The following is a 25,667-nucleotide window of genomic DNA, read 5'->3' as shown; positions in this document are numbered from 1 at the left end:
CTCATCGCCTTCCGACTGCCCGGCACGTGCGGCGCGGCGGCCACGGCCGCCGGACGTGCGGCGCGGCGCCCGGCACCCGCTCCGGCTAGGCTCAAGGACGCGGACCTTGATCGGTGACAGGAGGCGGCACGATGGGCGGGCCGGGGCGCAGGAGCAGTACGTTCACCCGACTGCTGCGGCACGGTTTCACCGACATCGCCGCGGCCGAACGGCTGCTGTCCGTACCGGAGATCGCCGCCGTCCGTTCCGACCCGGTACTGCTCGACGCGCTCGGCGCGACCGCCGACCCCGACCTGGCACTGCGCGGGCTGGTACGGCTCGTCGAGGCCCAGGAGGCGGACCAGCGGAGGGCCCTCCTCGACACCCTCGTCAGCGCCAAACCCCTGCGGGACCGGCTGCTCGGCGTGCTCGGCGCCTCCGAGGCGCTGGGCGACCACCTCGCCCGGCACCCCGGTGACTGGCACGCGCTCGTCACGTACGAGTCGGCCGATCTGCACCCCGGCGTCACGGACTTCGAACGGAGCCTTGCGAGCGCCTCCGATCCGGTGTCGCTGCGCGTCGCCTACCGGCGCTGCCTGCTCGCCGTAGCGGCCAGGGACGTCTGCGGGACGACCGACGTCGCCCAGACCGCCGCCGAACTCGCCGACCTGGCCACCGCGACCCTGCGGGCCGCGCTCGCCCTCGCCGCCGACGCGTCGCCCGACGACGCCGCGATCTGCCGGCTCGCCGTGATCGCGATGGGCAAATGCGGCGGCAACGAACTGAACTACGTCTCCGACGTGGACGTCATCTTCGTCGGCGAGCCCGCCGAGGGCGCCGACGAGGGCAAGGCGGTGCGTGCCGCGACCCGGCTCGCCGCCCACATGATGCGCATCTGCTCGGAGACCACCGTCGAGGGCACCATCTGGCCGGTCGACGCCAACCTCCGCCCCGAGGGCCGCAACGGACCACTCGTACGCACCCTCTCCAGCCACGTCGCCTACTACCAGCGCTGGGCCAAGACCTGGGAGTTCCAGGCGCTGCTCAAGGCCCGCGCAGTCGCCGGGGACGCCGAACTGGGCGAGCAGTACATCGCGGCCGTCTCCCCGATGGTGTGGCAGGCCGCCGAACGCGAGAACTTCGTCGCCGACGTGCAGAAGATGCGCCGCCGAGTCGTCGAGACCATCCCGGTGGCCCACGTCGACAGAGAGCTGAAGCTCGGCCCCGGCGGACTCCGGGACGTCGAGTTCGCCGTCCAGCTGCTCCAGTTGGTGCACGGGCGCGGCGACGCCACCCTGCACAGCGGCACCACCCTCGTCGCCCTGAACGCGCTGGCCGCCGGCGGCTATGTGGGGCGCGCCGACGCCGCCCAGCTCGACGAGGCCTACCGCTTCCTGCGCGCCATGGAGCACCGCATCCAGCTGCACCGGCTGCGCCGCACCCACCTCGTGCCGGAGGACGAGGCGGACCTGCGCCGGCTCGGCCGCTCCCTCGGCCTGCGCACCGACCCGGTCACCGAACTCAACAAGGACTGGCGCAGGCACGCCTCCGTGGTGCGGCGGCTCCACGAGAAGCTGTTCTACCGGCCGCTGCTCGACGCCGTCGCCCAGCTCGCCCCCGGCGAGACCCGGCTCAGCCCCCGCGCGGCCGGACAGCGCCTCACGGCCCTCGGCTACGCCGACCCGGCCGGGGCGCTGCGGCACCTGGAGGCGCTGGCCTCCGGGGTGACCCGCAAGGCGGCCATCCAGCGGACCCTGCTCCCCGTCCTCCTCGGCTGGTTCGCCGACTCCGCCGACCCCGACGCGGGACTGCTCAACTTCCGCAAGGTGTCCGACGCGCTCGGCAGGACCCCCTGGTACCTGCGGCTGCTCCGCGACGAGGGCGCCGCCGCCGAGAACCTCGCCCGGGTGCTGTCCGCCGGGCGCCTCGCCCCCGACCTGCTGCTCCGCGCCCCCGAGGCGGTGGCACTGCTCGGCGACCCCGGCGGGCTGCAGCCGCGCGGCCGTGAGCACCTGGAGCAGGAGGTGATGGCGGCGGTCGGCCGCGCCGACACGGCCGAGGCCGCGGTCACCGCCGCGCGCGGCGTGCGGCGCCGCGAACTGTTCCGGACCGCCGCCGCCGACCTGATCGCCTCGTACGGCACGGAGGACAGCCCCGCCGTGGCCGACCCCGGGGCCCTCGTCGACCGGGTCGGCGACGCGGTCACCGATCTCACCGCGGCCACCCTCGCCGGCGCCCTGCGCGCCGTGGTCCGCGAGCAGTGGGGCGACACCCTGCCGACGAGGTTCGCCGTCATCGGCATGGGCCGCTTCGGCGGCCACGAGCTGGGCTACGGCTCCGACGCGGACGTCCTGTTCGTGCACGAGCCGCGGGAAGGGGTCGACGACCAGGAGGCGGCACGCGCCGCGAACGCCGTGGTCGGCGAGATACGGCGGCTGCTCCAGCTGCCGTCCGCCGACCCGCCGCTGCTCATCGACGCCGACCTGCGCCCGGAGGGCAAGAGCGGCCCCCTCGTGCGCACCCTCGCCTCGTACGAGGCGTACTACCGGCGCTGGTCGCTGGTCTGGGAGAGCCAGGCGCTGCTGCGCGCCGAGCCGATGGCCGGCGACGAGGACCTGGGACGGCGGTTCATCGAGCTCATCGACCCCCTGAGGTACCCGCCCGAGGGCCTGGGCGAGGACGCGGTGCGGGAGATCCGTCGTCTGAAGGCCCGTATGGAGACCGAACGCCTCCCGCGCGGCGCGGACCCGACGCTGCACGCCAAACTGGGCCGTGGCGGGCTCAGCGACGTCGAGTGGACCGTGCAGCTCCTCCAGATGCAGCACGGCTGGGCCGAGCCGGGGCTGCGCACCACCCGCACCCGCCAGGCGCTCGACGCGGCGCAGGCCGCCGGCCTGCTGTCCGTCGAGGACGCGCAGACCCTCGACGACGCGTGGGTTCTCGCCACCCGGGTGCGCAACGGCGTGATGCTGGTCCGCGGCCGGGCGGGCGACACCTTCCCCTCGGACGGCCGGGAACTGGCCGCGGTCGGCCGCTACCTCGGCTACGGCACCGGCCCCGACGGGAACGGCGGGTCCGGTCACTCCGGCGACATGCTGGAGGCCTACCGCCGGACGACGCGCCGCGCACGTGCAGTGGTGGAGCAGCTGTTCTACGGGGCGTAGGCCGCGCCGGCCCGCCTGGCGGGCCTTGGGGGCGGGGGCCTCGTGCGAGGCGTCCGGTTCCGGCGGCCCGGGCCGTGCGACAACGCACGGTTCCCGCCATGGCTCCCGCGCGGAGCGTCTGCCTGTCGGCAGAGTGCTCCGGCCGGCCCCTGGTCGGGGGACAGGGCCGACCGGAGCCCCGGCCTCGTGCGGGAGGAGCCCCGGGCCTGTGCCGTGTGGGCGTCCTGGTCTCGTGGGGGCCCTGTGCCGCGTGCGGGTCCTGGTCTCGTGGGGGCCCGTGCCGAGTGCGGGTCCTGGCCATGGGCGAGAGCCCCCGTACCGCGTGCGGGTTCTCTGGCCCGGGCCGGTACGCGACCCGACGCCGTCCTCGGTCCCGGTGCCGTGGCCTCGGCCGGCTGGACGACACACCGGCGGCACGGCGCCCCGACACCTCGACCGTCGCCGAAAGGTCCCTGCCGGAACCGGTCGACCTCGACGTCGCGTGGAACGTCTGCCGCTCGGCTCCGGGGGCGATCCGGGTGGCCGCGAGGCGGCCCGCAGCCCCGATGAACCGGCCTTCAGGCCGCCCGCGAGCCCCTGGCGGGCGGCTCCCGGCAGGCCGGATCGGACCCGGCGGCTTACGCTGAGATTCGTGATCTTCCGGCAGCCCGGGCTGCCATCACGGCCCTGCCCCCGGGTTGCCCCGACCACCGTGCCGAAGGGCGTCATGGACCGAAGCCGTTCTCACCTGGGGCATCCGGGCCCTGAGCGTTCCTGGGCGGGCGGGGTCCCGCCGGAGCGGGTGCACCTGGCGCTCCTCGGCGGGTTCTCCCTGGCGATCGGGGAGGAGCCGGTGACGGTGCCGCCCGCGTCGGAGCGGCTGCTCGCCTTCGTGGCGATCTCGTGCCGGGGCGCCGTTCCCCGCGCGCTGGTCGCGGGCAGCCTCTGGCCCGAGGTGTCCGAACGCTGCGCCTATGCGAACCTCCGGTCGGCGCTGGCCCGCCTCCAGCGCCCCGGCCGGGCCGCCCTGGGGGTCAGCGCCACGACCGTCCGGCTGGCTCACGGGGTGAGCGTGGACTTCCACCGGGCCCGCGCACTGGCCCACCACGTGCTCGACCCCGGCACACCCGCCGAGGACCCGCGACGAGGTGCCGAGACAGTGCTGGACCTCTCCGCCGATCTGCTGCCGGGCTGGTACGAGGACTGGGCGCTCCAGGAGGCGGAGGCCTGGCGGCAGCTGCGCACCTACGCCCTGGAGAAGCTGGCCGGGGACTTCCTGTCCTCGGGGCGCCTCGCCGAGGCGGTCACCGCCGCCTACACGGCCGTACGCGCCGATCCGCTGCGGGAGAGCAGCCAGGAGACGCTGATCCGCGCCCACCTGGCGGAGGGCAACGCCACCCAGGCGCTCCAGGATTTCGAGCGCTATGCGCGCCGGCTGCGCACCGAGACCGGGCTGCGGCCCTCCGCGCGGCTGCGAAGGCTGGTGCACGGGATGCCGTCCGCCAAGACCGGCCCACGGTGACGAACGGGAGTGCAGACGGGGGTCCGGGGCGTCTCTCCGCCCTTCGCCCCGGGGCCGTCTCCACCGTCCGCACGGCCCCGCCCCGGTCAGCGGGCGTTCAGATAGATCTGCGGGGACCAGTTCGAGCAGAGGAGGCGTTGGCCGCCTCCCTCGGCCGGCACGTTCGCGCACGCCCGGACCTTGAAGTTCCAGTCTCCGGCGGCGGCGTCGTGGAGCGTCCAGACCCGGCGTTCCCCGATGGTCAGCCGGCGTGTCTGCCAGCCGTGTTGCCCGGGGGCGACGAAGCGCACCTCGTAGTGCGTGTAGTGCAGGAAGCCGGTCCCGGAGTAGCCGCCGTAGTAGAGCCGCACCTTGCGGGGGCAGGTGTCGAAGCGGGCGCCGATGTACGGGCTCTTGGCCCACTGGTACTTCGGCGGTTCGCCGCCGGTGTTCGTGCCGCCGCCGGGCGGGAAGCCGAAGCGCGGAGGACGGGTGACGCAGAGGGTCGCCGGATTGCGCTCCGGCGTCACCGTGGTTCCCTCCGTACCGGCTGCTGCCGCGCCGGGCGCGAGCAGCATGCCTGCCGGCAACAGGGTCGCTGCGCAGGCCGCGGTGATCGAGCGGCGCCATCGGGGGAGTCGCATGGTCGCTCCGTTCTCCCGGGTGGGGGGGTCGCCGGACACGGCCGAGTCTCCCGGAACGGCCGTGGCACCGGCGTGACGGCGGTGCGACGACGGTGCGACGGCAGCGCGACCGCGGGTGGCGCCCGTCAGGCCGCGCTGGGTTCCCCGGCCCGTTCCGCGGGCACGGAGGAACGGGCGGTACCCGGCAAGAGGACCGTCTTCGGGAGCCGGTGCGCGTGTGATCCGTACCAGGCGAACGACACGGCGTAGCCGAACCCGAGGCAGAGCATGCCGCCCACCGCGTCGAGCCAGAAGTGATTGGCGGTGGCGACGATCACGACGAGCGTGAGGGCCGGGTACAGCAGTCCGAGGATCTTCGCCCAGGGCGCCGACGCGAGGGCGAAGACGGTGAGGCCGCACCACAGCGACCAGCCGATGTGCATCGACGGCATGGCCGCGTACTGGTTCGACATGTTCTTGAGGTTGCCCGAGGCCATCGAACCCCAGGTGTGGTGGACCAGGACCGTGTCGATGAACTTCTCGCTGGTCATCAGCCGGGGCGGCGCGAGCGGGTACAGGTAGTAGCCGAGCAGGGCGACGCCGGTCGTGGAGAAGAGGACCAGCCGGGTCGCGGCGTAGCGGCCGGGGTGGCTGCGGAAGAGCCATACGAGGACGCCGATGGTGACCACGAAGTGCAGGGTGGCGTAGTAGTAGTTCATCGTCACGATGAGCCACGTCACGGAATCCGCCGCGTGGTTGACGGTCTTCTCGAACGCTATGCCGAGCCGCTGCTCGGTCTCCCAGATCCAGTCCGCGTTCGCCAGCGCCTTCGCCTTCTGCTCGGGCACGGCGTTGCGGATCAGGGAGTAGATCCAGTAGCTCACCGCGATGAGCAGGATCTCGAACCACACGCGGGGGCGGCGGGGGGCGCGCATCCGGCGGAGTATCGGATTGTGGTGTTCTGTCTCTTCTTCCTCGCCCATCATGGGTGATGTGGCGGCCGTCCGGCCCTCGAGAGTCTTCACGGTCGCTTCACCCATAGGCGCAGAGTCTGCCAGATGCGCACCATCCTCCTGATCATCCCCCGGGAGGGTCTTGGGAGGCCGCGGTCCGTCCTGGGGACTACACGGTTACCGGCGGTCCGGCGGTCCGGCGGGACGCCGGCCGCCGTCGCGAAGCAGCCGCACAAAGCAGCGCACAAGGCCACCGCCACAAGGCCACGTCACGGAGCCGCCGTCACGGAGCCGCCGTCACGGAGCCGCCTCACAGCCCCCGGCCCGCCGCGGTGGAGCCGCGCACCACCAGCTCCGGCATGAAGACGAACTCGCTGGGCGGCGCGGGGGTCCCACCGATGTCCTCCAGCAGGGCACGGACCGCGGCCTGCCCCATCGCGGTGACCGGCTGCCGGATCGTGGTGAGCGGCGGGTCGGTGAACGCTATGAGGGGCGAGTCGTCGAAGCCGACCACGGAGACGTCCCGCGGGACTTCCCGGCCGGACTGGCGGGCCGCGCGGATCGCGCCGAGCGCCATCATGTCGCTGGCGCACACCACGGCCGTACAGCCGCGGTCGATCAGCGCGGCGGCCGCGGCCTGACCGCCCTCGAGGCTGTAGAGGGAGTGCTGGATCAGCTTCTCGCACTCCTCGGGGGCGAGCCCGAACCGGTCCCGGATGGCGGCCGTGAAACCCTCGATCTTGCGCAGGACGGGAACGAACCGCTTGGGTCCGACGGCCAGCCCGATCCGGGTGTGGCCGAGGGACGCGAGATGGGTGACGGCCAGCCGCATCGCCGCCCGGTCGTCGGGTGAGATGAACGGCGCGTGGACGTCCGGCGCGTAGCCGCCGACGAGGACGAACGGGACGCCCTGGCCCCGCAGCTGCTCGTACCGGCTCATGTCGGCCGTGGTGTCGGCGTGCAGCCCGGAAACATAGATGATGCCCGATACGCCCCGGTCCACCAGCATTTCGGTGAGTTCGTCCTCGGTGGAGCCGCCGGGAGTCTGGGTGGCGAGCACCGGGGTGTAGCCCTGGCGGGTCAGCGCCTGCCCGATCACCTGGGCCAGCGCGGGAAAGATGGGGTTCTCCAGCTCGGGGGTTATGAGCCCGACAAGGCCCGCGCTGCGCCGGCGGAGCTTTACCGGACGTTCGTAGCCGAGCACGTCGAGTGCGGCCAGCACGGATTCACGGGTGGCCGTGGCAACACCCGGCTTGCCGTTGAGTACGCGGCTGACCGTGGCTTCGCTGACCCCCGCCTGGGCTGCGATGTCGGCAAGCCGAGCGGTCATGGGATTGGACTGTACCGGTCGCATGTCAGATTGCCCACCACGTGCAGGATTCGGCCGGAAGGTGAACCGGTCCGGGAGTGAACCCCGGAGCCTCCGAGGCGAGCAGCAGACGGCCGGGCACCGGCAGCGCCACCGGGGAGTCCGAGGTGTTGAGGACGCAGAGAAGTCCTTCACGGCGGAAGGACAGCACGCCCTCGGGGGCGTCCACCCAGGTCACCGCATCGCCCGCACCGAGACCCGGGTGCTCGCGCCGCAGCCGGAGGGCCGCGCGGTACAGCTCCAGGGTGGAGCCCTCGGCGCCGGTCTGCGCCTCCACGCTCAGGCCGGCCCAGCCGTCGGGCTGGGGCAGCCAGCTGCCACCGCTGCCGAAGCCGTACGAGGAGCCCTCGCGGGTCCACGGGATCGGCACCCGGCAGCCGTCGCGGAAGCCGTCCTGTCCTTCGGCACGGAAGAACGACGGGTCCTGCCGCATCTCGTCCGGCAGGTCGGTGACCTCGGGAAGTCCCAGTTCCTCGCCCTGGTAGAGGTATGCGGAGCCGGGCAGCGCCAGCATCAGCAGGGCCGCGGCCCTGGCCCTGCGCAGCCCGGAGGGGCCGTCGCCGTAGCGGGTGGTGTGGCGGACCACGTCGTGGTTGGACAGCACCCAGGTGGTGGGGGCGCCCACGGACGCGGTGGCGGCCAGCGAGTCGTCGATGACCCGGCGCATCGAGGCCGCGTCCCAGGGGCAACGCAGGAACTGGAAGTTGAACGCCTGGTGCAGCTCGTCGGGCCGTACGTACAGGGCGAGCCGCTCGGGGGAGGGGGCCCATGCCTCGGCGACGCCGATCCGCTCGCCCCCGTACGCGTCGAGGAGGCGGCGCCACGAGCGGTGGATCTCGTGGACCCCGTCCTGGTCGAAGAACGGCAGCACCTGGGAGCCGATGAGCTTGGCCTGCTCGCGGGCGCCGATGTCGGGGAGCCCGGCGGCCTTGACCATGCCGTGCGCGACGTCGATACGGAACCCGTCGACGCCCAGGTCCAGCCAGAAGCGCAGCACGGACGCGAACTCCTCGTGCACTTCGGGGTGGTCCCAGTTGAGGTCGGGCTGCTCGGGCGCGAAGAGGTGGAGGTACCACTGCCCGTCCGCGGTCCGGGTCCACGCCGGGCCGCCGAAGACGGACTCCCAGTCGTTGGGCGGCAGTTCACCGTGCGCGCCGCGGCCGGGGCGGAAGTGGTAGCGCCCGCGTGCGCCCCCGCCGTCCCGGTCGGCGAGGGCCTCCAGGAACCACGGGTGCCGGTCGGAGGTGTGGTTGGGGACGATGTCGACGATCACCCGCAGGCCCAGGGAGTGGGCGGTGCGCACCAGATCGTCGGCGTCGGAGAGGTCCCCGAAGAGCGGGTCGACCGCGCGGTAGTCGGACACGTCGTATCCGCCGTCGGCCTGCGGGGAGGCGTAGAAGGGGGTGAGCCAGACGGCGTCCACGCCCAGTGCGGCGAGGTGCGGCAGCCGCTCGCGGACCCCGCGCAGATCGCCGACGCCGTCGCCGTCGCTGTCCGCGAAGGAGCGCACGTACACCTCGTAGATGACGGCGTCGCGCCACCAGGGCTCGCGGCGGGCGGGAGGCGGGACGGCCTCGTTCCGCGGTGCGGCGACGGTGCTGAGCTCCTGCGTCATGGAGGTCCCTCTCGTATGCGGATCAAACCGTATGCGGACAGAACTGGTCACGGCGGGATCAACGCCTCTGCGTTCCGACGGTAACAGTGCTGAAAGTCCTTGCGGAAGGGCTTGCAGCGGTGTCGACGTGCTTCCGGTAGCGGTCGTCGCACCCTTGACAAGGTGCCGAACGGCAACCGTGAGGACACGTGGATGTAACGATCCCGCGAGTTTGCAGAAAGTTCTCGCAAGGTCTTTCGGTCTTCTTTCAGCCTTGTTACGTTCACCGACGAATCGGAGCCGTGACGGAGCGGCACCCGTTGAAGGAGTTCACATGCGACGTGGCATAGCGGCCACCGCTCTGGTCGCGACCCTCGCCCTCGCAGCGACGGCTTGCGGCGGCGGCGACAGCGACAGCGGTGACAAGAAGAGCACCGGCGAGCTCTCCGGCACCGTCACCTGGTGGGACACCTCGACCGTCGGCAGCGAGGACAAGGTCTTCAAGAAGCTCGCCGAGGGCTTCACCAAGCTGCACCCGAAGGTCAAGGTCGAGTACGTCAACGTGCCGTTCGGCGAGGCGCAGAACAAGTTCAAGAACGCCGCCCAGTCCGGCTCCGGCGCCCCCGACGTCATCCGCTCGGAGGTCGCCTGGACCCCCGACTTCGCCAACCTCGGCTACCTCGCCCCGCTGGACGGCACGGCCGCCCTCAAGGACGACGCCGACTTCATGAAGCAGGCCGCGGCCAGCACCAAGTACAACGGCAAGACCTACGGCGTTCCGCAGGTCATCGACTCCATGGGCATCTTCTACAACAAGAAGATCTTCAAGGAGGCCGGCGTCGAGGTGCCCAAGAGCATCGACGAGCTGAAGACCGTCTCCAAGACGATCAAGGACAAGACCGGCAAGACCGGCCTCTACCTGCGCGGCGACGACGCTTACTGGTTCCTCTCCTTCCTCTACGGTGAGGGCGGCGACCTGGTCGACGCCAAGAACAAGCAGGTCACCGTCGACGGCCCGGCCGGTGTCAAGGCCTTCAACGTGGTCAAGGACCTGGTCTCCTCCGGTGCCGCCAAGACCGACGCCACCGACGGCTGGAACAACATGCAGTCGGCCTTCAAGGACGGCAAGGTCGCGATGATGATCAACGGCCCGTGGGCCGTGGCCGACACCTACGCCGGCAAGGAGTTCGCCGACAAGGCCAACCTCGGCATCGCTCCCGTCCCCGCCGGCTCCGCCGGCCAGGGCGCCCCGCAGGGCGGTCACAACCTCGCGGTCTACGCCGGCTCCAAGAACCTGGACGCCTCGTACGCCTTCGTCGAGTACATGACCTCCGTCGAGTCCCAGACCCAGGTCACCAAGGAGCTCAGCCTGCTCCCGACCCGCACCTCCGTCTACACCAAGCCGGACGTCACCGGCAACGAGATCGTCGGCTTCTTCAAGCCGGTCGTCGACAAGGCCGTCGAGCGTCCCTGGATCCCCGAGACGGGCAGCCTGTTCGAGCCGCTGAAGACGGAGTACACCAAGGTCCTGACCGGCCAGGCCGCTCCGGACGCCGGTGCAAAGGCGGCCGGCGAGGCCTACCGCAAGCTCCTCAAGGGCTGGAAGTAAGAGGAAGGCAGGCCGACTGAAGATGGCTGTGGACACCAGCAGCCGGTCGGTGGCGAAGGCCGCGGGCGACGACGTCGCCCGCGGCCGGAGCCGCAGCACCGGTAATCCCCCCGGGAAGCTCCGCCGTTCCCTCAGCACCCACTGGTACGCCTGGACGATGGTCGCCCCCGTGGTGGTCGTGATCGGCGTGATCATCGGCTATCCGCTGGTCCGCGGCATCTTCCTGTCGCTCACGGACGCCAACGAGCGGAACGTCGAACGCTCCATCGGCGTCAACCAGATCCCCGCGAGCTACAAGTTCGTCGGGGCCGACAACTATGTCGACGCGATCACCGGCAGCCAGTTCCTCGCCACCCTGGGGTGGACCCTCGTGTGGACCGTCTCGTGCGTGTCCGTCACCTTCGGCCTCGGCCTCGCCCTGGCCAACATCCTCAACCGGAAGATGGCCGGCCGCTCCGTCTACCGGATGCTGCTGATCCTGCCCTGGGCCGTCCCCGGCTTCGTGTCCGTCTTCGCCTGGCGGTTCCTCTACAACCAGGACAACGGCCTGCTCAACAAGATCCTCGCGGGCGGCGGCATCGACGCCGTGCCGTGGCTGAACGACCCCTCCTGGGCCAAGTTCTCGGTGATCGCCGTCAACGTCTGGCTCGGCGTGCCGTTCATGATGGTCGCCCTGCTGGGCGGCCTCCAGTCCATTCCCGGCGAGCTGTACGAGGCCGCCGAGATGGACGGTGCGAACGCCTGGCAGCGCTTCCGCCACATCACCATGCCCGGACTGCGGTCCGTCAGCACCACGGTGATCCTGCTCAGCACCATCTGGACCTTCAACATGTTCCCGGTGATCTTCCTGCTCACCCGGGGCGGTCCCGGCGAGGCCACCCAGATCCTCGTCACCCAGGCGTACAAGTTCTCCTTCGAGATCAGCCCGCGCGACTACGCGCAGAGCTCCACCTGGGGCGTGCTGATCCTCGTCCTCCTGATGCTCTTCGCCGCTGTCTACCAGCGAGTCCTCCGCAAGCAGGGAGAAACCTGGTGACCACCGCGACCCCTGACGCCCCGCTGCGCGGCCGCCGCTCGCCGCTCGCCTCCGTCGGACTGCACGCCACCCTCCTGGTGGCCTCCGTGATCGCCGTCTTCCCGGTGCTCTGGGTCTTCCTGACCTCCATCAAGCCCGCGAAGTACGCGACCACGACCGACTTCTTCAAAGAGACGACCTTCGAGAACTACACCGGGCTGCTGAACGACACCCCGTTCCTCACCTGGTTCGCCAACTCGCTGCTGGTCGCCGGGCTCACCACCGTCCTCGGCGTGTTCGTCTCCGCCACCACCGGCTACGCGGTCAGCCGCTTCCGCTTCCCCGGCAAGCGCGGACTGATGTGGACCCTGCTGGTCACCCAGATGTTCCCGGTCGCCGTCCTCATCGTGCCGATCTACAACATCATGGCCGGAATGGGCCTGCTCAACGAGCCGGCCGGCCTGGTCATCACCTACCTGACCATCGCCGTGCCGTTCTGCGCGTGGATGATGAAGGGCTTCTTCGACACCATCCCGCGCGAGATCGACGAGTCCGGCCAGGTCGACGGCCTGACCCCGTTCGGCACCTTCTGGCGGCTGATCCTGCCGCTGGCCCGGCCCGGCATCGCGGTCACCGCCTTCTACTCCTTCATCACCGCCTGGGGCGAGGTCGCCTACGCCTCCGCCTTCATGGTCGGCGACGAGAACCTCACCCTCGCGGGCGGCCTGCAGAAGTTCGTCAACCAGTACGGCGCCCAGTGGGGACCGATGACCGCGGCCTCGGTGCTCATCGCCGTCCCCGCCGCGATCGTCTTCCTGCTCGCCCAGCGCCACCTGGTGACCGGCGTCTCGGCGGGCGCGGTCAAGGGCTGACCGAGGCCGCCCCCCCCCGGGGGCAGGCCCCGCCCGACCACCCGCACAGCCGCACCCCGTACGAGAGCGGCGCCGGTTCCTGACCCCGGCGCCGCTCCTCCACCCCCCTAGACATCCAGGGATGACATGACCCAGCACCTCGCTGCTCCCACCGACCCCACCAGTGGCACCCACACCGGCTGGTGGCGGGACGCGGTGATCTACCAGGTCTATCCGCGCAGCTTCGCCGACGGCAACGGTGACGGCATGGGCGATCTCCCGGGGGTGCGCAGCAGACTGCCCTACCTCAAGGACCTGGGCGTGGACGCCGTCTGGCTCAGCCCCTTCTACGCCTCCCCGCAGGCCGACGCCGGCTACGACGTCGCCGACTACCGGGCCATCGACCCCATGTTCGGCGACCTGCACGACGCCGACGGCCTGATCCGCGACGCCCACGAACTGGGCCTGCGGATCATCGTCGACCTGGTGCCCAACCACTCCTCCGACCAGCACGAGTGGTTCAAGCGCGCCCTCGCCGAGGGGCCCGGCTCCGCGCTTCGCGACCGCTACCACTTCCGCCCCGGCAAGGGCGAGAACGGTGAACTCCCGCCCAACGACTGGGAGTCCATCTTCGGCGGCCCCGCCTGGACCCGCACCACCGACCCGGACGGCACGCCCGGCGACTGGTACCTGCACCTGTTCGCGCCCGAGCAGCCCGACTTCAACTGGGAGCACCCGGCCGTCGCCGACGAGTTCCGCTCCATCCTGCGCTTCTGGCTCGACATGGGCGTCGACGGCTTCCGCGTCGACGTCGCCCACGGCCTGGTCAAGGCCGCCGGCCTGCCCGACCTCGGCGGCAGCGACCAGCTCAAGCTGCTCGGCAACGACGTCATGCCGTTCTTCGACCAGGACGGCGTCCACGAGATCTACCGCTCCTGGCGCCGCATCCTCGACGAGTACCCCGGCGAGCGCATCGCCGTCGCCGAGGCCTGGACCCCCACCGTCGAGCGCACCGCCAACTACGTCCGCCCCGACGAGCTGCACCAGGCCTTCAACTTCCAGTACCTGGGCACCCACTGGGACGCCGCCGAGCTGCGCTCCGTCATCGACGGCTCGCTCGCCGCGATGCTGCCCGTGGGCGCCCCCACCACCTGGGTGCTGTCCAACCACGACGTCACCCGGCACGCCACCCGGTTCGCCAACCCGCCGGGCCTCGGCACCCAGCTGCGCGACCAGGGCGACCGTGAACTCGGCCTGCGCCGGGCCCGCGCCGCCACGCTGCTGATGCTGGCGCTGCCCGGCTCGGCGTACGTCTACCAGGGCGAGGAACTGGGACTCCCGGACGTCACCGACCTGCCGGACGAGGTGCGGCAGGACCCGTCGTTCTTCCGCGCAGCCGGTCAGGACGGCTTCCGGGACGGCTGCCGGGTGCCGATCCCGTGGACCCGCGAGGGCTCCTCGTACGGCTTCGGCAGCGGCGGCAGCTGGCTCCCGCAGCCCGACAGCTGGGCCGGCCTGAGCGTGGAGGCGCAGACCGGCGCCGAGGGCTCCACCCTGGAGCTGTACCGGGCCGCGCTGACCGTCCGTCACGAGCACCCCGGCCTCGGTGCGGGCGACGCGGTGACCTGGCTGGACGCCCCCGAGGGCGTGCTGTCCTTCGCCCGCGGCCACGGCTTCCGGTGCGTCGCCAACACCACCGGCGAGCCGGTGCGGATACCCCTGTCCGGGCGCGTACTGGTGGCCAGCTCCCCCGTCGAGGTCACCGACGGCGTCGCCGTCGTGCCGGCCGACACCGCTGTGTGGTGGACGGTGTGACCGTTCCCCGGCCGAGGGGGCCCCTTCCGGCGGCCCCCCGGCTCACGGACATCGCCGCACAGGCCTCCGTCAGCGAGGCCACGGTCAGCCGTGTCCTCAACGGCAGGCCCGGTGTCTCCACGCCGACCCGGCAGCGGGTGCTCGCCGCCCTCGACATCCTCGGCTACGAGCGGCCCGTGCGACTGCGGCGGCGCAGCGCCGGACTCGTCGGGCTGGTGGTGCCCGAACTGACCAACCCGATCTTCCCGGCGTTCGCGCAGGTCATCGAGCAGGTGCTGGCGGGGCACGGCTACACGCCGCTGCTGTGCTGCCAGCAGCCCGGCGGGGCCACCGAGGACGAGCTGGTCGAGCAGCTGGAGGAGAGCGGCGTCGACGGGATCATCTTCCTGTCCGGACTGCACGCCGACACCTCGACCGACCCCGCGCGCTACGCCGCCCTGGCCGCGCGCCGGGTCCCCTTCGTGCTCGTCAACGGCTGCAACGAGCGGATCGACGCGCCCTTCGTGTCGCCCGACGACCACATGGCGATGCGGATGGCCGTGCACCATCTCGCGGAACTGGGGCACGAGCGGATCGGGCTGGCCGTCGGACCGCTGCGGTACGTGCCGTCACGCCGCAAGACCGAGGGCTTCCTCGACGCCCTGTCCCTCTGCCTGGGTCTCCCGCACCCCGAGGGCGAACGGTACGTGCGGCACACCCTGTTCAGCGTCGAGGGCGGCCACGCGGCCGCTCTCGGGCTGCTCGACCAGGGCTGTACGGGCATCGTCTGCGGCAGCGACATGATGGCGCTCGGAGTGATCCGGGCGGCCCGTGAGCGCGGTCTGGCCGTCCCGGCCGACCTGTCCGTGGTCGGCTTCGACGACTCCCCGCTGATCCCGTTCACCGATCCGCCGCTGACCACCGTGCGCCAGCCGGTGCAGGCGATGGCGTCGGCGGCGGTCGGCACCCTGCTGGAGGAGATCGGCGGCAGCCCGGTGCAGCGCACCGAGTTCGTCTTCCAGCCGGAACTGGTGGTCCGCGGCTCGACCGCCAGGCCCCGCTGACCCGGCTGCCGTGCCCCCGCGGCTCTGCAAATTCTTGCAGAAAGGTGTCGTGGAGACTTCCGCAGCGTGTCCAAACGGTTGACCGCGCAACGGTCTGCCCCTACGGTCACCAGCGCAACGATGCTTGCAGTTTTGCAGCAAGAACATTCAACGCCTCCCTGAGCCGCAGGAGGACTCAATGGCCAGAAGATCCCTGGCTGCCGCACTCGCCCTGGCGGCGGGTGCGGCGGTCGCGGTGATCGCGCCGACGGGGGGAGCCGCCCAGGCGGCCCCGCCCGGGACCAAGGACGTCACCGCCGTTCTCTTCGAATGGCGCTTCGACTCGGTCGCCAAGGCGTGCACCGAAACCCTGGGCCCTGCCGGATACGGATACGTGCAGGTCTCCCCGCCCCAGGAGCACATACAGGGCCCCCAGTGGTGGACCTCGTACCAGCCCGTCAGCTACCGCATCGCGGGCCGGCTCGGCGACCGCGCCGCCTTCACCGCCATGGTGAACACGTGCCACTCGGCAGGTGTGAAGGTCGTCGTCGACACCGTCATCAACCACATGGCCGCCGACTCCGGTACGGGCACCGGTGGTTCCTCGTACACCAAGTACAACTACCCCGGCCTGTACTCGTCCTGGGACATGGACGACTGCACCGCCGAGATCACCAACTACCAGGACCGGACCAACGTCCAGCACTGCGAGCTCGTCAAGCTCGCCGACCTCGACACCGGCGAGGAATACGTCCGCACCAGGATCGCCGGCTACATGAACGACCTGCTCTCGCTCGGTGTCGACGGCTTCCGCGTGGACGCAGCCAAGCACATGCCGGCCGCCGACCTCGCCGCCATCAAGGCGAAGCTCACCGACCCCGGCGCGTACTGGAAGCAGGAGGCCATCCACGGCGCAGGGGAGGCGGTCCAGCCCGACGAGTACCTCGGCAACGGCGACGTCCAGGAGTTCCGCTACGCACGCGACCTCAAGCGGGTCTTCCAGAACGAGAACCTCGCCTACCTGAAGAACTTCGGCGAGGGCTGGGGCCACATGCCCTCCGGCAAGTCCGCCGTGTTCGTCGACAACCACGACACCGAGCGCGTCGGCGACACCCTCAACTACAAGAACGGAGCCGACTACACCCTCGCCAGCGTGTTCATGCTGGCCTGGCCGTACGGGTCCCCGGACGTCCACTCCGGGTACGAGTGGACCGACAAGGACGCCGGCCCGCCGAACGGCGGTGCGGTGGGCGCCTGTTACACCGACGGCTGGAAGTGCCAGCACGCCTGGCGCGAGATCTCCTCGATGGTCGCCTTCCGGAACGTGGCCCACGGTCAGGGTGTCACGAACTGGTGGGACAACGGCGCGGACGCCATCGCGTTCGGCCGCGGCGACAAGGCGTACGTCGCCATCAACCACGAGACGTCCGCGCTCACCCGCACCTTCCAGACCTCGCTGCCCGCCGGCACCTACTGCGACGTCCAGAACGGCACCACCGTCACGGTGAACGGCTCCGGGCAGTTCACCGCGACGCTCGGCCCGAACACCGCGGTCGCCCTGCACGCCGGGGCCCGCAGCTGCGGCACCACCAGTGCCACCGGCGTGTCGTTCGGCGTCGAGGCCACCACCGTGCCCGGCCAGAACATCCACGTCACCGGCGACCACAGCGCCCTCGGCAACTGGAACACCGGCACCGCACCCAAGCTCGACCCGGCGTCCTACCCGGTGTGGAAGCTCGACGTCGGCCTCCCCGCCGGCACGTCGTTCGCCTACAAGTACGTCCGCAAGGACGCCAACGGCAACGTCACCTGGGAGAGCGGCGCCAACCGCACCGCCACCGTCCCGGCAAGCGGCAAGGTCGTCCTGGCCGACACCTGGCGGCCCTGACGGCCCGCCGCGGGAACCCCGAGCGGCACCCGCCGGAAACCCCCGCCGCACACCCCCGCCCGTAGATCCGGCCACGGGTCACGGGCGGGGCCCATGACGGCCGCTCCGCGCGCGAACCGACCCCGCCGCGCGCGGAGCGGCGACCATCCCCGTACTCGCACGGCACCCTCTCAAGGAGAGCCCCTGTGATACCTCCCCCGCGCGGCCGCCGCAGAGCGACCGCGGCCACGCTGGCCGCCGCCCTGTGCGCGGCGCTCGCGCCCGCCGTACCGGCCACGGCCACGACCCGGCCGCCCGCGCCCCCGTCCGACGCGAAGCTCGCCGCACAGCCCGCCCGGCACGATCTGACGCGGGAGCAGTTCTACTTCGTGCTGCCCGACCGGTTCGCGAACGGCGAGCGCGCCAACGACCGCGGCGGACTGACCGGTTCACGGCTGAGGACCGGCTACGACCCCACCGACAAGGGCTTCTACCAGGGAGGCGACCTCAAGGGACTCACCGAGCGCCTCGACTACATCAAGGGCCTCGGCACCACCGCCATCTGGCTGGCGCCCATCTTCAAGAACCAGCCCGTGCAGGGCGAGGGCGACAAGGCCTCGGCCGGCTACCACGGCTACTGGATCACCGACTTCACCCAGGTCGACCCGCACTTCGGCACCAACGCCGACCTGGAGAAGCTGATCGACCGCGCCCACGCCAAGGGCATGAAGGTCTTCTTCGACGTCATCACCAACCACACCGCCGACGTCGTCGACTACAAGGAGAAGTCGTACGGCTACCTCTCCAAGGGCGCCTTCCCCTACCTGACCAAGGACGGCGTCCCCTTCGACGACGCCGACTACGCCGACGGCAGCAAGCCGTTCCCCAGGACGGACCCGGACTCCTTCCCGCGCACGCCCGTCGTGCCCGAGGAGAAGAAGAACCTCAAGGTCCCGTCCTGGCTCAACGACCCCACGATGTACCACAACCGGGGCGACTCGACCTTCGCCGGCGAGTCCGCCGGCCACGGCGACTTCGTCGGGCTCGACGACCTGTGGACCGAGCGTCCCGAGGTCGTCGAAGGCATGGAGAAGATCTACCAGCGCTGGGTGCGCGACTTCGACATCGACGGCTTCCGCATCGACACCGTCAAGCACGTCAACACCGAGTTCTGGACCCGGTGGGCCACCGCGCTCGACGCGTACGCCGCGAAGCAGGGCCGCGACGACTTCTTCATGTTCGGCGAGGTCTACTCCGCCGACCCGGCCGTCACCGCGCCGTACGTGACCCGGGGCAGGCTCGACGCCACCCTGGACTTCCCGCTCCAGGACGCCGCCCGCGGCTACGCCTCGCAGGGCGGCTCCGCGGCCAGGCTCGCCCAGCTGTTCGCCCAGGACTACCGCTACACCACCGACAAGGCCAACGCCTACGAGTCGGTGTCCTTCCTCGGCAACCACGACATGGGCCGCTTCGGCACCTTCCTGAAGCAGGACAACGCCAAGGCCGACGACGCCGAGCTGATCAAGCGCTACGGGCTCGCCAACGAGCTGATGTTCCTCTCCCGGGGCAACCCGGTCGTCTACTACGGCGACGAGCAGGGCTTCACCGGAGCGGGCGGCGACAAGGACGCCCGCCAGACCCTCTTCGCGTCCCGGACCGCCGACTACCTCGACGACGACCAGCTCGGCACCGACCGCACGCACGCCTCCGACGCCTACGACACGCGGCACCCGCTGTACCGGCAGATCGCCGCGCTGTCCGCGCTCACCAAGGCGCACCCCGCCCTGCGCGACGGCATCCAGACCGAGCGCCACGCCGCCGACGGACCGGGTGTGTACGCGTTCTCCCGTACCGACGCCAAGTCCCGGACGGAATACGTCGTCGCGCTGAACAACGCGACCGGGCCGAAGACCGTCGACATCCCGACCGGCTCCGCCGCCATGGCGTTCCACACCCTCCACGGCGGTTCGGGGACCGTCACCAGCGGCTCCGACCAGAAGATCCGCGTCACCGTTCCCGCGCTGTCCTCCCTGGTGCTCAAGGCGGCCGGCCCGCTCGCACCCCCCGCGGCCGAGCCGTCCGTCGCGCTCAAGGCACCCGCGGCCGGCGCGACCGGCACCGCCGAGATCACCGCGGACGTCGACGGCGGCGGCCTGAACCGGGTCGTCTTCGCCGCCTCGACCGGCAACGGAAAATGGCGGGTGCTCGGCTCGGCCGACCACGCCCCCTACAAGGTCACCCACCACATCGGCGCCGACGTGCCCGCCGGAACCCCCTTGCGCTACAAGGCCGTCGTCGTCGACGCCGCGGGCCGCACCGCAAGCGCCACGGCCGCCACGACCAGCGGCGCCCCCGCGGTCGAGCAGCCCCCGACCGCCGTCCAGCGCGACTACGCCGTCGTCCACTACAAGCGCCCCGCCGGGGACTACGCCGACTGGGGCCTCTACACCTGGGGCGACATCGCCGACGGCGAAGGGACCACCTGGCCGGCCGGCAAGCCGTTCACCGGCCGCGACGCCTACGGCGCCTTCGCCTACGTCAAGCTGAAGCCCGGCGCCTCCTCCGTCGGCTTCATCGCCGTCGACAAGAACGGTGTGAAGGACGTCGACGCGGACCGTTCGGTCGACCTCACCAAGACCGGCGAGGTGTGGATCGAGCAGGGCAAGCCGGAGGTGCGGAACACCGCTCCGGAAGGCGCCTACCCTCCCCAGGACACCGGGAAGGCGATCCTGCACTACAAGCGCCCCGACGGGAACCACACCGGCTGGGGTCTGCACACCTGGACCGGCGCGGCGAACCCCACCGACTGGTCCAAGCCGCTGGAGCCCGTACGCACCGACTCCTACGGCGCCGTCTTCGAGGTGCCGCTCGCGCCCGGGGCCACCTCGCTCAGCTACATCCTGCACAAGGGCGACGAGAAGGACCTGCCCGCCGACCAGTCCCTCGACCTCAAGGCCGTCGGCCACGAGGTGTGGCTGCTCGCCGGCCAGGAGAAGCACCTGCTCCCGCAGCCCAAGGGCGGCGGCGCGGCCCTGGACCTCACCAAGTCCCACGCGGTCTGGATCGACGCGGACACCCTCGCCTGGAAGGGCAGCGACGCCGCCGCCTCCACCCAGCTGCTCTACTCCCGCAACGGCTCGATCGCCGTCAAGGACGGGGCCCTCACCGGCGACGCCCGGTGGCTGCGCCTCACCAGGTCCGAGCTGACCGACGCGCAGAAGGCGCGGTTCCCGCACCTGAAGGACCACCCCGCCTACACCGTCGACCCGCGTGACCGGGACCGCGTCCGCGAGGCGCTGACCAGCCAGACGGTCGCCGCCCAGCGGGCCGCGAACGGCGCCGTCGTCACCGCCACCGGCGTGCAGATCGCCGGGGTCCTCGACGACGTCTACGGCGCGAAGGCGACCGGCGCCGCCCTCGGCCCGGTGTTCCGCAAGGGCCGCCCGACCCTGTCCGTCTGGGCGCCCACCGCACAGCACGTCGCCCTCGAACTCGACGGCAGGATCCTCCCGATGCGCCGCGACGACGCCACCGGCGTCTGGGCGCTCACCGGCCCGCCGAGCTGGCGCGGCAAGCCCTACCGGTACGCCGTGACCGTCTGGGCGCCGAGCGTCCGCAAGGTCGTCACCAACCGGGTCACCGACCCGTACTCCACCGCCCTCACCACCGACTCCGCGCGCAGCCTGGTCGTGGACCTGGCCGACCCGAAGCTCGCGCCCAAAGGCTGGGCCACGCTGAAGAAGCCGACCGCCGTCCCCCTGAAGGACGCACAGATCCAGGAACTGCACGTCCGCGACTTCTCGGTCGCCGACCGCACCTCGAAGCACCCCGGTGGCTACCTCGCCTTCACCGACCGCCGCTCCGCCGGCATGAAGCACCTCACCGCGCTGGCCGGGAACGGCACCTCCTACGTGCACCTGTTGCCCGCCTTCGACATCGGGACCATCCCCGAGAAGAAGGCGGACCAGGCCGCACCGGCCTGTGACCTCTCCCGCTTCGCCCCGGACTCCGAGGAACAGCAGGCGTGCGTCACCAAGTCCGCGGCCAAGGACGCGTACAACTGGGGCTACGACCCGCTGCACTACACCGTCCCCGAGGGTTCCTACGCCTCCGACCCCGAGGGCACCCGCCGCACGGTCGAGTTCCGGCAGATGGTGCAGGGGCTCAACGGCGCCGGACTGCGCACCGTCATGGACGTGGTCTACAACCACACCGTCGCCTCCGGCCAGGACGACAAGTCCGTCCTGGACCGCATCGTGCCCGGCTACTACCAGCGGCTGCTCGCCGACGGCAGCGTGGCCACCTCCACCTGCTGCGCCAACACCGCGCCCGAGAACACCATGATGGGCAAGCTCGTCGTGGACTCGGTCGTCACCTGGGCCAGGCAGTACAAGGTCGACGGGTTCCGCTTCGACCTCATGGGCCACCACCCGAAGGCGAACATGCTGGCCGTCCGCAAGGCCCTCGACGCCCTGACCGTGCGGAAGGACGGCGTCGACGGCAAGAGCATCGTGCTGTACGGCGAGGGCTGGAACTTCGGCGAGATCGCCGACGACGCCCGCTTCGTCCAGGCCACCCAGAAGAACATGGCCGGCACGGGGATCGCCACCTGCTCCGACCGGGCCCGGGACGCGGTCCGCGGCGGCGGCCCCTTCGACGAGGACCCAGGCGTGCAGGGCTTCGCCTCAGGCCTGTTCACCGAACCGAACGCGTCGAAGGCGAACGGCACCCCGGAGGAGCAGAAGGCCAGGCTGCTGCACTACCAGGACCTGATCAAGGTCGGTCTGTCCGGCAACCTCGCGTCGTACGCCTTCACCGACACCCGCGGCCGCAAGGTCAAGGGCTCCGAGGTGGACTACAACGGCGCCCCCGCCGGATACGCGGCCGCGCCCGGCGACGCCCTCGCCTACGCGGACGCCCACGACAACGAGACGCTGTACGACGCGCTCGCGTTCAAGCTGCCGTCCTCGGTGTCCGCGGCCGACCGCGCGCGGATGCAGGTCCTGGCCATGGCGACGGCCGCGCTGTCGCAGGGCCCGGCGCTCTCCCAGGCGGGCACCGACCTGCTGCGGTCCAAGTCGCTGGACCGCAACTCCTACGACAGCGGCGACTGGTTCAACGCGATCCACTGGGACTGCCGGGCGGACGCGGCGGCCAGCAACGGCTTCGGGCGCGGTCTGCCGCCCGCCGCCGACAACAGGGCCAAGTGGCCCTACGCCAAGCCGCTGCTCACCGCCGCCACGCTCACCCCGGGCTGCGCGGAGATCCGGGGCGCGTCCGCCGCGTACCGCGATCTGCTGAGGATCCGCACCACGGAACCCTCCTTCGGGCTCGGTTCCGCGGCGGAGGTGCAGTCCGAGCTGTCCTTCCCGCTGTCGGGCGAGGACGAGACCCCCGGCGTGATCACCATGCGCCTCGGCGACCTGGTCGTGGTCTTCAACGCCACGCCGCAGGAGCAGCGCCAGCGGGTCGCCGGCCTGGCGGGCGAGCCGTACGCCCTGCACCCGGTGCAGGCGGCCGGCGCCGACGCCACGGTCAAGCGGGCGTCCTACGAGCGGGAGTCCGGCACCTTCACCGTGCCCGCCCGTACCGTGGCCGTCTTCGAAGGGCACTGATCCGAACGGTCTCATATGAAATCTGACCGTTCCTGACTGTTCCCCGTCACGGGTGCAGAAGCATGGCTCGATGTGGGCCAGACTTGCACCTTGTGGCGGGGAACCTTCCGTTGGGCAACCTTCCGACGGAGACGACGAGCTTTGTGGGGCGCCGGGCCGAACTGGCCCGCATCGCCACCCTTCTCGATGAATTCCGGCTGGTCACGCTCACGGGCGTGGGCGGAGTCGGCAAGTCGCGGCTGGCCCTGCGGGCGGCCCGCCGCACGCAGGACGTACACACCGACGGCGTCTGGTGGGTCGAACTGTCCCCGCTGCGCGACCCCGCGCTCCTCGCGGCGACCGTCTCGGCGACCCTCGGAGTCGTCGACTGCACGCCCCGGCCCGCCACCGAGAACCTGTGCGCCTGGCTCGCCGACAAGCACCTGCTGCTCGTCCTCGACACCTGCGAGCACCTCGTCGACGCGTGCGCCCACCTGTCCACCGAACTGCTCCAGGCGGCGCCCCGGCTGACCGTCCTCGCGACCAGCCGCCAGTCCCTCGGGCCGGCCTGCGAACGCACGGTGGAACTGGAACCGCTGTCCCTCGGGACGGGACGCCGGGAGCGCGACGGACGCGGCGCATGGGTGCCCGGCCACCCGGGCGGCCCCGTCCGACGGCTCGCGCCGAGCGGCCTCGGCGGGGAGGGCGGTCCGGGTCGCGGGGAGGGGGGTCCAGGTCGCGGCGAGGGCGGTCCGGGGCGCAGCGAGGGCGGTCCGGGGCGGGTGGACGGGGCGGGTGATGCGGTGGCAGGGGGTGGGGGCGCAGGCGATGCGGTGGTGCGCGGCGGGGGACGGGGCTCACGCGATGCGGTGATCCGTGGCGGTGGCGGTGGCGCACGTGATGCCGGCGTACGTGACGAGGCGTATGGGGGAGGCGACGACCCTTCACGCTGGGATGACCCTTCTCGGCCGGACGACGCTTCACGCTGGGACGATCCTTCTCGGCCGGACGGTCCGAACGGCCACGAGGGTCCGGACGACGAGGGCTACGGAGGCGAAGCCCTCGCGCTGTTCCGGGACCGGGCGAGAGCCGCCGTACCCCGTATCTCCTTCGACGACCCGCGCCGTCGCGCCGCCGCCGCGGACGTGTGCCGCCGCCTCGACGGCATCCCCCTCGCCCTCGAACTCGCCGGTGCGCGGCTCCGCCTGTGGACCGTGGAGCAGCTCGCCGAACGCCTCGGTTCGCGCTTCGACGTGCTCTCCGACACCCGGACCGCCCGCCTCCCGCGGCACCGGACCATGCGCACCGCCATCGGCTGGAGCCACGAACTGTGCACCCCCCTGGAACGCCTCCTGTGGGCGAGGCTCTCCGTCTTCTCCGGACGCTTCGACCTCGCGGCCACGCGCGCCGTGTGCGCGGGAGGCCCGCTCTCCTCCTCCGCCGTCGGCCCGGCGCTCGACGGACTCGTCGACAAGTCGGTCGTACGCCACTGCACCCGTGACGGCCGTCCGCAGTACCGCATGCTCGACACCATCAGGGAGTACGGCCGCCAGTGGCTCGCCGAACTCGGCGAGGAACGCGCGGTCGCCGACCGGCACGCCCGGCACTGGCTGCACACCGCGCGCGTCGCCGAAGCGGAGTGGCTGGGCCCCGCCCAGCTCGAACGGTACGAGCAGTTCTCCGCGGAACGCGACGGGCTGCGCACCGCCATCGACCACCTGCTGGCCACGGACCCGCCGGCGGCCCTCGAACTCGCCGCGTCCCTCTGGTTCCTGTGGATCGCCTGCGGCCACCTGGGGGAGGGCCGTGGCCACCTCGAACGCGCCCTCGCCGCCTGTTCCGAACCGGGCCCGACACGCACCAAGGCCCTGTGGGCGCTCGGCGTCATCGCCCTCACCCAGGGCGACTCCTCCGAGGGCCGCGGGGCCGCCGCACTGTGCCGGGCCTCCACCGCCGCCCACGACGACGCCGAGGCACATCTGCGCGCGGCCCATCTGTCCGCGCTCGACAAGGCGATGCCCGGCGACGAGATCGCAGCGCTGGCCATCAGCGGCAGGGCGCTCGGCCCCTCGCCGTGGCCGGACCCGCCAGGACAGGAGCCCCTCGACGGCTCCGCCGCCCCCGGCTCCGCGGGCCGGCTGCTGTGCCGCCTCGTCCACGTCTACGCACAATTCGGGGTCGGCGCCTACGAGGAGGCCGCCCGTGAGGCGACCGCGCTGCACACCACGTGCACGGCGCTCGGCGACCGCTGGCTGCGCTCCTACGCCGACTACCTGCTCGCCCTCGCCCATCTGGCACTCGGCCACCCCGCCACGGCCGCCGGCCACGCCGGGGCCATGCTCAACGGCAAACGCCTGCTCGACGACAGCCTCGGCATCGCCATGGGCCTGGACGTCCTCGCCGCCGGCCTCGCCGCTCTGGGACGCGGAGAACAGGCAGCCCGCACACTCGGGGTCGCCCACGCGTACTGGCGCACCATCGGGCTCCCGCAGATGGGCGTCCCGCGGATGGGCGTGGTCCGCGAGGCCGCGGAACACCAGGCCCGCACAGCCGTCGGCGACGCGGCCTTCGACGCCGCGTACACGTCCGGACGGGCAGCGGAGCCCGGGGCGGGTCTCGACGAGGCGCTCGCGATGCTCGCAGGCCCCTGGGGGCTCGACGGGCCCCACGCGGCCCCGGGGTTACCGGACACCTTCTAGGCGACCGGACGCCGACCCAGGACTCCTCCTCCG

General features: G+C 71.8%; 14 protein-coding genes. 10 read left to right on the top strand and 4 right to left on the bottom strand.

Annotated elements, in window-relative coordinates; all coding sequences use genetic code 11:
• Window positions 1–131: 131 nt before the first annotated feature.
• The gene (locus ACZ4Z5_RS14595; RefSeq protein WP_468261755.1) at window positions 132–3,143 is read left to right on the top strand and encodes a bifunctional [glutamine synthetase] adenylyltransferase/[glutamine synthetase]-adenylyl-L-tyrosine phosphorylase; all 3,012 of its coding nucleotides are present in this window, start codon (window positions 132–134) and stop codon (window positions 3,141–3,143) included.
• Window positions 3,144–3,849: 706 nt separating this feature from the next.
• Window positions 3,850–4,644, top strand: a complete 795-nt coding sequence (locus ACZ4Z5_RS14590) for an AfsR/SARP family transcriptional regulator (protein ID WP_468261752.1) — start codon at window positions 3,850–3,852, stop codon at window positions 4,642–4,644.
• Between the two features lie 86 nt (window positions 4,645–4,730).
• On the opposite strand, the gene ACZ4Z5_RS14585 is transcribed toward ACZ4Z5_RS14590, so the two are convergent.
• The 4 genes from ACZ4Z5_RS14585 to ACZ4Z5_RS14570 all read right to left on the bottom strand — a co-directional run bounded on the left by ACZ4Z5_RS14585 (window position 4,731) and on the right by ACZ4Z5_RS14570 (window position 9,183).
• A complete protein-coding gene (locus ACZ4Z5_RS14585) occupies window positions 4,731–5,267 on the bottom strand; it encodes a hypothetical protein (protein ID WP_468261749.1) in 537 nt (178 codons plus the stop codon).
• 125 nt (window positions 5,268–5,392) lie between these two features.
• Entirely contained in the window at window positions 5,393–6,286 is an 894-nt protein-coding gene (locus tag ACZ4Z5_RS14580) for a phosphatase PAP2 family protein (protein ID WP_468261746.1), read from the bottom strand.
• Window positions 6,287–6,509: 223 nt separating this feature from the next.
• The gene (locus ACZ4Z5_RS14575) at window positions 6,510–7,529 is read right to left on the bottom strand and encodes a LacI family DNA-binding transcriptional regulator (protein ID WP_468261743.1); all 1,020 of its coding nucleotides are present in this window, start codon (window positions 7,527–7,529) and stop codon (window positions 6,510–6,512) included.
• Between the two features lie 25 nt (window positions 7,530–7,554).
• On the bottom strand, window positions 7,555–9,183 hold the full coding sequence (locus ACZ4Z5_RS14570; RefSeq protein ID WP_468261740.1) for a glycoside hydrolase family 13 protein: 1,629 nt from the start codon (window positions 9,181–9,183) through the stop codon (window positions 7,555–7,557).
• Window positions 9,184–9,496: 313 nt separating this feature from the next.
• Here ACZ4Z5_RS14570 and ACZ4Z5_RS14565 point away from each other — a divergent pair, with 313 nt between their 5' ends.
• The 8 genes from ACZ4Z5_RS14565 (at window position 9,497) to ACZ4Z5_RS14530 (ending at window position 25,634) form a co-directional block, all read left to right on the top strand.
• Window positions 9,497–10,771 (top strand): extracellular solute-binding protein, encoded by a 1,275-nt coding sequence (locus ACZ4Z5_RS14565; RefSeq protein ID WP_468261737.1) that lies wholly within the window; start codon window positions 9,497–9,499, stop codon window positions 10,769–10,771.
• Window positions 10,772–10,793: 22 nt separating this feature from the next.
• Window positions 10,794–11,807 (top strand): carbohydrate ABC transporter permease, encoded by a 1,014-nt coding sequence (locus ACZ4Z5_RS14560; protein WP_468261735.1) that lies wholly within the window; start codon window positions 10,794–10,796, stop codon window positions 11,805–11,807.
• The gene (locus ACZ4Z5_RS14555; protein ID WP_468262053.1) at window positions 11,801–12,658 is read left to right on the top strand and encodes a sugar ABC transporter permease; all 858 of its coding nucleotides are present in this window, start codon (window positions 11,801–11,803) and stop codon (window positions 12,656–12,658) included. The genes ACZ4Z5_RS14560 and ACZ4Z5_RS14555 overlap by 7 nt, the downstream gene beginning before the upstream one ends.
• A 126-nt stretch (window positions 12,659–12,784) precedes the next feature.
• Window positions 12,785–14,452 (top strand): glycoside hydrolase family 13 protein, encoded by a 1,668-nt coding sequence (locus tag ACZ4Z5_RS14550; protein ID WP_468261733.1) that lies wholly within the window; start codon window positions 12,785–12,787, stop codon window positions 14,450–14,452.
• The gene (locus tag ACZ4Z5_RS14545) at window positions 14,437–15,495 is read left to right on the top strand and encodes a LacI family DNA-binding transcriptional regulator (protein WP_468261731.1); all 1,059 of its coding nucleotides are present in this window, start codon (window positions 14,437–14,439) and stop codon (window positions 15,493–15,495) included. The genes ACZ4Z5_RS14550 and ACZ4Z5_RS14545 overlap by 16 nt, the downstream gene beginning before the upstream one ends.
• Before the next feature lie 178 nt (window positions 15,496–15,673).
• Window positions 15,674–17,362, top strand: coding sequence for a carbohydrate-binding module family 20 domain-containing protein (locus ACZ4Z5_RS14540; protein ID WP_468261729.1), 1,689 nt, complete (start codon window positions 15,674–15,676; stop codon window positions 17,360–17,362).
• A 185-nt stretch (window positions 17,363–17,547) separates the two neighbouring features.
• A complete protein-coding gene (gene pulA, locus ACZ4Z5_RS14535; protein WP_468261727.1) occupies window positions 17,548–22,956 on the top strand; it encodes a pullulanase-type alpha-1,6-glucosidase in 5,409 nt (1,802 codons plus the stop codon).
• A gap of 110 nt (window positions 22,957–23,066) precedes the next feature.
• Window positions 23,067–25,634, top strand: coding sequence for an ATP-binding protein (locus ACZ4Z5_RS14530; RefSeq protein WP_468261724.1), 2,568 nt, complete (start codon window positions 23,067–23,069; stop codon window positions 25,632–25,634).
• Window positions 25,635–25,667: the final 33 nt, after the last annotated feature.

It is taken from the genome of Streptomyces sp. NPDC030222 (assembly GCF_055573115.1).
Note: the sequence above shows the minus strand (reverse complement) of the source record. Positions and strands in the feature narration are given on the sequence as shown.